Source organism: Collinsella sp. LCP21S3_D3, assembly GCF_052118305.1.
Lineage (GTDB): Bacteria > Actinomycetota > Coriobacteriia > Coriobacteriales > Coriobacteriaceae > Collinsella.
On sequence record NZ_JBQKHK010000031.1, the window covers coordinates 1 to 7,373 of the forward strand.

11 protein-coding genes are annotated in these 7,373 nt (G+C 66.5%); 2 read left to right on the forward strand and 9 right to left on the reverse strand.

Going from position 1 to position 7,373, the window contains the following annotated elements; all coding sequences use genetic code 11:
* Positions 1-291: 291 nt before the first annotated feature.
* Positions 292-483 (reverse strand): HNH endonuclease, encoded by a 192-nt coding sequence (locus tag ACTQ1S_RS08965; protein WP_441184316.1) that lies wholly within the window; start codon positions 481-483, stop codon positions 292-294.
* Between ACTQ1S_RS08965 and ACTQ1S_RS08970 the strand changes: the two genes are divergently transcribed.
* Entirely contained in the window at positions 427-657 is a 231-nt protein-coding gene (locus tag ACTQ1S_RS08970; RefSeq protein WP_441538958.1) for a hypothetical protein, read from the forward strand. The two genes, ACTQ1S_RS08965 and ACTQ1S_RS08970, sit on opposite strands and share 57 nt — an antisense overlap.
* Positions 658-772: 115 nt before the next feature.
* On the opposite strand, the gene ACTQ1S_RS08975 is transcribed toward ACTQ1S_RS08970, so the two are convergent.
* Together ACTQ1S_RS08975 and ACTQ1S_RS08980 are read right to left on the reverse strand one after the other, a co-directional pair.
* Positions 773-1,507, reverse strand: a complete 735-nt coding sequence (locus ACTQ1S_RS08975) for a hypothetical protein (RefSeq protein WP_441227399.1) — start codon at positions 1,505-1,507, stop codon at positions 773-775.
* Positions 1,504-2,979 carry a DNA cytosine methyltransferase gene (locus ACTQ1S_RS08980; protein ID WP_441140855.1) on the reverse strand — a complete coding sequence of 492 codons (1,476 nt, stop codon included), beginning with the start codon at positions 2,977-2,979 and terminating at the stop codon, positions 1,504-1,506. Before ACTQ1S_RS08980 ends, ACTQ1S_RS08975 begins: the two co-directional genes overlap by 4 nt.
* 401 nt (positions 2,980-3,380) lie before the next feature.
* Between ACTQ1S_RS08980 and ACTQ1S_RS08985 the strand changes: the two genes are divergently transcribed.
* Positions 3,381-3,716, forward strand: coding sequence for an HNH endonuclease (locus ACTQ1S_RS08985; RefSeq protein WP_441547538.1), 336 nt, complete (start codon positions 3,381-3,383; stop codon positions 3,714-3,716).
* Here ACTQ1S_RS08985 and ACTQ1S_RS08990 read toward each other — a convergent pair.
* From ACTQ1S_RS08990 to ACTQ1S_RS09015, 6 genes are all read right to left on the reverse strand, one after another.
* Complete coding sequence (locus tag ACTQ1S_RS08990) at positions 3,713-3,784, reverse strand: helix-turn-helix domain-containing protein (RefSeq protein ID WP_441042374.1); 72 nt, start codon at positions 3,782-3,784, stop codon at positions 3,713-3,715. The two genes, ACTQ1S_RS08985 and ACTQ1S_RS08990, sit on opposite strands and share 4 nt — an antisense overlap.
* 139 nt (positions 3,785-3,923) lie before the next feature.
* Positions 3,924-4,235 carry a hypothetical protein gene (locus tag ACTQ1S_RS08995; RefSeq protein ID WP_441140858.1) on the reverse strand — a complete coding sequence of 104 codons (312 nt, stop codon included), beginning with the start codon at positions 4,233-4,235 and terminating at the stop codon, positions 3,924-3,926.
* A 420-nt stretch (positions 4,236-4,655) separates the two neighbouring features.
* Positions 4,656-5,441 (reverse strand): phosphoadenosine phosphosulfate reductase domain-containing protein, encoded by a 786-nt coding sequence (locus ACTQ1S_RS09000; protein ID WP_441042276.1) that lies wholly within the window; start codon positions 5,439-5,441, stop codon positions 4,656-4,658.
* Positions 5,435-6,214 carry a DNA adenine methylase gene (locus ACTQ1S_RS09005; RefSeq protein ID WP_441399537.1) on the reverse strand — a complete coding sequence of 260 codons (780 nt, stop codon included), beginning with the start codon at positions 6,212-6,214 and terminating at the stop codon, positions 5,435-5,437. The genes ACTQ1S_RS09000 and ACTQ1S_RS09005 overlap by 7 nt, the downstream gene beginning before the upstream one ends.
* Positions 6,211-6,807 (reverse strand): hypothetical protein, encoded by a 597-nt coding sequence (locus ACTQ1S_RS09010; RefSeq protein ID WP_441042301.1) that lies wholly within the window; start codon positions 6,805-6,807, stop codon positions 6,211-6,213. Before ACTQ1S_RS09010 ends, ACTQ1S_RS09005 begins: the two co-directional genes overlap by 4 nt.
* On the reverse strand, positions 6,804-7,373 hold a 570-nt coding region (locus tag ACTQ1S_RS09015), incomplete at its 5' end, for a hypothetical protein (protein WP_441547539.1). The genes ACTQ1S_RS09010 and ACTQ1S_RS09015, both read right to left, overlap by 4 nt.

Sequence of the window (7,373 nt, forward strand, 5' to 3'; positions counted from 1 at the left end):
ACATTAGATCATGTGTGCGATATTTTTCTGGTGCTTGTTCGAACGCCGCGCACCCTTGCTTGACTACACTGACCTCATGTCTGATCGCAGCGCCGCCGAGTGGGCGTACCGTGTCCTGCTAGCCCTGTCGGGCGCCCTCCTTGGCCTCTACGTCACGGCCACATGGTGGCCATCTGACCGCCTACGGATGAATGACAGCCTGACTGAGGGCGGGTCGCTTCTCGTCTCACTCGCTGGCTTGACCTTCGCTGCGGGATGCGCCGTGTGGGCGTTCACTCCCGCTCGTCGGGACTAGCTCAACCAAGGCGACACAAGACCGAGACCGACAGCGATCCGCGATCCCTGCGCGGTGTTGCAATCGGCGTGAGCTGGTGCCCAGTTGCTCTGCTCCCAGGTCAGGTGCGGATGTGTGGCTCGGGGCTTGATGTGCTGCACGGTGCACGCCTGCTTGTGTGGGTGGCGCAGGCTGTAGTCGATCGGCATGCCGCAGATGACGCATGGCAGGTCGCCCGCCTGCCCATGTCGGCGCACGAGAGCGAGCGCATCCTGTGCTCGCTTCCCGCCCCACTCAGCGGCCCCACCAGTCACCTGCGCAGACATGCGCGCTCACCGATCACACTCGGGACACCACGGCGCCCCGTCCTTGCCGTGCCGTAGGGGTAACCCGCATCGCTCGCACCAGCCACAGTCAGAGGTCCCCATCTGTCGCCCCCCTACATGCATAATGCCCACCGGCGCGAGGGCGCACTGATGGGCAACTAGGCGCAGCATATCACGACGATCTGAGTTGTGCTTCTGCTGCGACACGCCGGATGGTCCCGAGGTCATACAGCGTGCGTCGCTGGTCGTCGGGGTCTGCGACGCCCCGATCGAGGAGTGATCTGGCCGCCCATGCTTGGAGTGTGCGGAGGGGTATGCCCGTGAGGCGGGCAGCGTCGGGGAGGCTGACGGCGGTGATGGAGATGATGCGGGCGCAGTCGGTGCAGGTCCACACGTCGCCTGATGGCGTGAGGGTGCCGATGTGGCAGCGGTTGCATCGGGCGTGTCGGGGTGGGTCGTCGTCGCGGACGCCTCGGGTGGCGGCACGGGTGTTGCGCCAGCAGCGGTCGATGCCCCACACCAGCTCGTCCCACTGGGGCAGGGTCTGGGCGAAGTCGAGCCAGGTGGCGAGCCATGAGCAGCATCCGGCCACGGTGTCGGGCAGGTCGTCGGGGGCAAGTCCTGCGTCGAGGGCGTCGGCCTCGATGTCTCGGCACCAGGTCCACAGGTAGGGCAGGAGGCCTGCTCGGTCGGGGTCCATCCATTCGGCGCGTCCGGCTGCCACGTCCTGCGCGAGCGTGTTGTTGAGGAGCTGGATGACATCGAGTCGGACTGGTGGGCGACTGCCGGGTGCAGTGCGTCGCTGGGTGTCGTCGGGCGATCTGGTGATGAGCGCGGTTGGGAGGAGGGTGGCAAGGTCTGCCAGCTCGGCGAGCCAGCGGCGGACGTGCTGGGCGGTGGGGGTCACTGGTCCTCCTGGGGTGTCGGGTCGTGGTCGTGTCCGGCTGCCGGTGAGTCCTCCCTCGGTAGCCGGGCTAGGCGCGTGCGGAGCTGGTCACGGTCCCGGTACAGGCGCACCATCCGCTCAATGTTGGAGTCGTAGGCGGCCATGTCGGTGGTCGGTGGGGCCTCGCGTCGGTCGCGGTACGCGTCGAGCATGTCTGCCAGGGCCGCAGCGGCCTGCTGCGGCACGACGCCGTTGCCTGCCAGCCGCAGCGCCTCGTTGCGGGTGACTCCGGGCACGTCGGTGACCCATCCGGGCGGCAGACCCATCATCCATTCGGCGAACGCAGCGGCGAGGCGTGGCCGGTTCTTGCCGGGCTCGGTTGGCGACGGCGCGGGGTGCCCGAACGCGACCTCCTGACGGGCGACGGCAGGGGCGTACTGTCCGAACTGCTCGTGGGATGCGATGCCCTTGAGTAGTAGTTCGCCGCCGCGCGCGCCGCCACGTCGCTCATGCCCACCCGTAGCATCGGCCACGGAAGGCGTGGGGAGCGTGGCGACGGCGATACCCAGTGGCATCCCGAAGCCGTTGCCGTTGCCCAGTTCGGCCTTGACGCAGTCTCGGCGGGCCTGCCATGCGTCCACGTCCTCGCCGTCGTTGAACGCGCCAGCGGCCGGCGTGGGGAGCATGGTCACGACGGTGCGCAGGTCAGGCCCACCCGTGCCATGCTCGCCCGCGCCGTGGGTGTCCGACGACCGCGGCGTGGGGAGCATTCTCAGAGCCGCAGCACCCGCGTGTTCAACGGCAGCGTGTTCCGCCTCATTTGCGATGGGGCGCCCAGATTCTTGGCGTCCTGCGTGGTCGGCGTCGGCAGCATCTCGTCGCCAAGCGAGGACGAACACTCGGAACCGCTGGTGACAGGCGCCGACGTCGGACGCTCGTAGGCCGTGCCATTCCGCATCGAACCCGAGGTCACCCAAGTCTCCGAGTACACGTCCAAGTGCTCGCAGAACAGGCCCTCTGTCATCGGGACTTCCCATACATCCCGGGCAGTGTTCCAGGTCGCTAGCGGCCTTAGCGGAGAGACTTCCTCGGACGTTCTCCCAGACGACGTATGTGGGTTGGACATGGGCGATTGCCTCTCTCATGGTGACCCACAGGTTGGAGCGGGTGCCGTCGGTCATGCCGGCGCGTCGTCCGGCGGTGCTGAGGTCTGGGCATGGGGATCCGCCCGTGATGAGGTCGACGGGCGGGACGGTGCTCCAGTCGACGCGCGTCACGTCGCCGAGGTTGGGGGCGTCGGGGTAGCGACTCGCGAGCACCTTGCGCGCTCCCGAGTCAATGTCGGAGGTCCACACGACCTGGGCTGTCGGGAAGACGGCCTCTAGCGCGAGATCCAAGCCGCCGTAGCCCGAGAAGAGGCTCCCGACTCTGAGGGTGTCCAGATCGTTGACTTGCTCCCCACGGCTGAAGCCGGGGGATTCCTGCTTCTTCAACGGACGCCTCCTCGCTCTAGGAGCGAGGCGGTCTCACTCCATCTCCACAGGCTGAAACCGCGAGCCTCCACATGCGGTAGACTCGCCTTATGGCATACGAACCAACTCAGGCGCGAAGAATCGCGGCGGGACTCTGCAAGGATTGCGGCGAAGAGCGGGGGCCGACTGGTACCACACGCTTCTGCCGACCTTGCGCAGATCATCACTCCAAGCGCCAGGCGGAACGCAAGAAGAACCTGAGAGCCAAGTGGGCGGAAACTGGGCTCGCTTGCAACAACTGCGGAGCACGCCTCCCGGATGAGCGCTACAAAAACTGCGTCCAGTGCCGCGAGAAAGCGCGGGAACGATACGGCGCAAGGGGCGCGGAATACCGACGAAGTCGCCGAGGTACAGGCTTCTGCGTGGCGTGCTCTGCGCCATCGACACACGCGAGCAACTACTGCCGCGTGCATTGGCTGCAGGGTATCGCCAACAAGTACGGATTCAAAGGAGACCAGTACGCGGCATTGTGGGCCAAGCTCGAAGCGCAAGGATTCCGCTGCTACTACACCGGCGTCAAACTTGTGCCCGGCGTGAATGCCAGCTTGGACCACCGCATACCCCGAAGCCGCGGCGGGGACCCGCGAGACATGGATAACTGCGTCTGGTGCGACCGCCTGATCAACGCTTTCAAGAACGACTTGACTGACGCGGAGTTCATCGAGCGGTGCCGACTGGTGGTTGAACGGCTGGGCTAGTGCTCGGCTTGCTCCGGGGTCGGGTAGAAGCGGTACTTGTACGCCCGCCTCACAACCTTGCCGCTCATAGTTGACAGTGTAGCAGGTTTCGCTGTCACTTGATGCGCTTACCCCATAGCTGAAGCAAGGGGCATGCGCGCTACCAATCACGGTCATGATGTCTCCTGTCGGTTGCGGAGCGCCTGGCGTAGGCGCTCGCGGTGGGGGTCACTGGTCCTCCTGGGGTGTCGGGTCGTGGTCGTGTCCGGCTGCCGGCGGTGGCCGGAGCACGAAGGCCTCCTCGACGGCGAGCAGTCCGTCTCGGGAGGGGTGGGGGTCGTGCCAGAGTTGCCCGTCGCGGTAGAGCACCTGGTGATGTGAGTGCGTCGGCGCGTCGCCGGGCAGGATGGTCGCCCAGTGCGTGCGCATCTCCAGTTGGACGGGGCCGACCTCGCCGGACCTCGCCTTCGCCACCAGCAGCTCCGCCTGCCAGCGCTTGTCCTCGTCGGGGGCGAGCTGCTCGCGGGTGTCTGCGGTCACTATGCCTCCATGGGGCGGGTGAATCCGCAGGGTTGCGGGAGGGGATCGACGTAGATGGACATGGGGGTCTCGATATGGACGGGCGGGGCCTGCTCGTCGGGTAGGGGATGCTCGTCGGGTGCGTGTCGTGCGATGGTGAGGTGGAGTTCCCAGCGCCCGACAGTGAGGGTGAGGGTCATCAATCATCACCTCCTCGCCGTCTGGACGTGAGCGGCGAACGGGTCGGAGCGCTGGGGAGTAGCGGCACCCCTCGATGCCACGACCCTCGCCTGTCCTGCACGACGTGCCCGTCGCGCTCCATGGTGAGTAGTGCAGCCATCACCTCTACGACTGAGGCGCCGATGTTGGCGGCTATCACCGACGGTGTGGTGACCCGACCGCGTGAGCGTCGGGCGGGCAAGAACTCCCAGATGCGGCGATTCACTGCTCAGCCCACAAGTGCGCACGGCGGGCGCGGGCTGCCGCCAACACGTCTCCATAATAGGTTTCCTCCCAGCTTTCCGAGTCGCGTCCGTGCACAGCCGACCGCTTCGCCTTGGTGGAGCCGAGGATGTGGACGCGCAGCCAGCGACGGTCCAACTTGCCACCGAAGCTCAATGCGTAGGTGGGATGCACGGGGAGGTGGCGCGAGTGCAGGTAGGCGTACACGTCGACGGCGGTCCAGCGGATGATGGGTCGGCACGTGCGCTCTGTGGAGGTGCCGTGCCAGCGCAGCGACCCGGCACGAACAGCCGACTCCTCGGCCCGAACCCCCGACACATACCGGCCGGGGATAAGTTTGGCCATGATGTTGGTTGCCTTGCGGTTGGGGTCGGCATGGATCGCCTCGAACCCTGGTTCGCCTCGCTGCGGGACACGGCCCTCGTACAGGGCCTCGTGATAGTTGATGCCCGGGTGGGTGTCGAGGAATGCGTCTCGCACCCAGTCGGTTTCGGGTGGTTCCCAATCGGCCACGCGGGCACGCTTCATCGTGACCTGCGGGTCGGCGAGGTAGGCAAGGTGTGCGACCACCACTGAGTCCTTCCCCCACGACATGGACACGAACCCCTCGTCAGCATCAAGGAAGCGGCGGATTTCGGAGATGGCTTCCCCCTCGATCCGGTCGAGGCGCGCCGAATCAGCTTCGGCGATGAGATTGTCGTAGCGTTCCAGTGCGGCCCAGTGGTTGCGGTCGGGTCCGGTGATGCGGGGAGAGTCGATCAGCATGGGGCCTCCTTGGTCCACAGGATTTCGGTACGGGGAACGGTGCGACCCATCGGCACCTGTGCGCGGGCGGCGATAGGGTGCCGTGCCCATCCCCGGACTGCGGTGAGTGCAGTGTCGTACACGGTGTCTGGGTAGCCGGACACCGCCAGGGCGGCGTGGTTGACGGTTGCGATCGCGTTGACCAGGGCCAGGTGGTTGCCGTCATCCATGTGGTGCGGGTAGCGGACGCTGCCGGGGTATGGGGGGTCGATATAGAGCAGGCATCCGGGCTTGTCGTACATGTCAAGCATCTCGACGGCGGGGCGCTGGTCAATGCTGACACGGTGGAGCCGGGCCGCTGCTGGGGCGAGCCGCGACGCCCACGACGCCATGGTGTGGGGATGGGAGCCGGTGGCGATCCTCTTGACCCAGAAATCGTGCCGCTGCTCGGTGGTGCGGAGCGTGTTCTGGGTCAGCCGCACCCATACTTGGCGGGCACGCTCCACCTCGCTGGACGCATCGCTCCCGATAGCTTCGTACAGCTCGACGCGCGAGTGGGGTGTGAGGACACATGCGCGCTCCAACGCCTCCGGCTGGTCGCGCAGCACTCGCCAGAACGTGACCAGATCACCGTCCAGGTCGTTGACGGTCTCCGCCTCCGACGGTGTTTTGGCGAGCAGCACCGCGAGACTCCCGCCACACACCTCCACGTAGTGCCGGTGGGCCGGCAGTAAGACGATGATTTTGGCGGCGATCATCGTCTTACTGCCGACGTAGGGGAAAGGTGGTCTCACGCGCACTCCACTCGGTCGCCGTGGTGCCAGTAGGGTGGGCGGACGCGTTGCAACTGCCCACCCTCGGTGGGCATCGGTCGATCTCTCCACCCATCACGGACGCCCGCCTCGATGCTCCACCCGGACACCCTCCCGTATCCGACGGCGGCATGCGCCCCCAGATGTGTCACGTCGACCAGCAGGGCGTGCAGGGCATCCACGTCAGTGGTGTCTGCGTCCCACCACACACGCGGTATCCAGGCCGCAGCTACGGTTACGTCACGGGCTTTGTGGGGCCCGAGCCCGGGATGGTATTTCTGATCCTTCGTGTAGCGAGCCATCGCATCGGCGGCTGGTTTGCGGCGCAGTTCGATCGCTGTGTGCGCCTCAACATGGGGGTGGGCGCGGGACACGCACCACCCCCATGTTCCAGCCTCCATCCACCGGGCGAGCGGCAACACCGCATCGCCGGGCGGTTGGCCGGGAACAATCCGGCCCGACCCCTGCAACTGCCACCATGCCCACGACAGTGGCCCGTCGAGCATCATCGGGGTCTCCGTGAGCCCGATCGACAGGCTGTCGAGGTGGGCGGTGATCCTCACTGGCTGGATCATCCCGCCACCTCGGTGAGCAGGTCGAGGATATCGGCGCGGGTGTTTTTGAGTCGGGCCGACCACGCATCCACGATGTGCGGGTCCGTGCCAAGCCCGTCGATGCGCACCATGCCTGCGCCCGTGCTGGACTTCGCGCCGACGCTTGCCACACCGTCGGGCGCCCACAGGGACGCTGCCACAGCCAGCATGGTCTGGTGTTGCTCGGTGGCGGCCGGGGTGAGCTGCATCGACCCACACAGGACAGCGCCAGATTTGATGGTCTGCCAGTCGTAGATCATCTGTGTAGATGCGAGAGTCTGCGCCATGTCGAGGTAGCGTCCGGCCGGTGTGGTGGTGATGTCGTGGCGGGTGCCGAACTCCTCCGACCGGTAGGCAGCGGCCCGCTTCAGAGCGTGCGCGGTCTCTGCGACATGGCCGGGCAGCCGCCACGCGTTCTCGGCGCAGACGAGCATCAGTGGAGATATGCGCACCGTGCCTGCTGCCAGATCGGAGCGGGCCGAGTAGCCGAGCATCGCCAGGTGCGGCAGCAGTTCCTCCACGCGGCGGAGGGTGTCAAGGTTGGTTTG